The 239-nt window shown below is 46.4% G+C and carries 2 tRNA genes; both read left to right on the forward strand.

Annotation, left to right across the window (positions count from 1 at the left end):
- Positions 1 to 5: 5 nt before the first annotated feature.
- A tRNA-Gly gene (locus tag QYB97_RS25145) sits at positions 6 to 79 on the forward strand.
- A 10-nt stretch (positions 80 to 89) separates the two neighbouring features.
- Positions 90 to 166 (forward strand) — tRNA-Ile (locus QYB97_RS25150).
- Positions 167 to 239: the final 73 nt, after the last annotated feature.

The following is a 239-nucleotide window of genomic DNA, read 5'->3' on the forward strand; positions in this document are numbered from 1 at the left end:
TTCATGCGGGTGTAGTTTAGTGGTAAAACAAGAGCCTTCCAAGCTCTGGTCGTGAGTTCGATTCTCATCACCCGCTCCATTTTATTTTTGGGCCTATAGCTCAGCTGGTTAGAGCGCACGCCTGATAAGCGTGAGGTCGATGGTTCGAGTCCATTTAGGCCCACCATTTTCTAGGGCAATGTACTTGACATTCGCTCTGACAATGGATATAATAACTAAGCTACACTAACGATGTAGCG

The sequence above is a fragment of the Fictibacillus fluitans genome, assembly GCF_030418125.1.
Classification (GTDB): Bacteria; Bacillota; Bacilli; order Bacillales; family Fictibacillaceae; genus Fictibacillus_C; species Fictibacillus_C fluitans.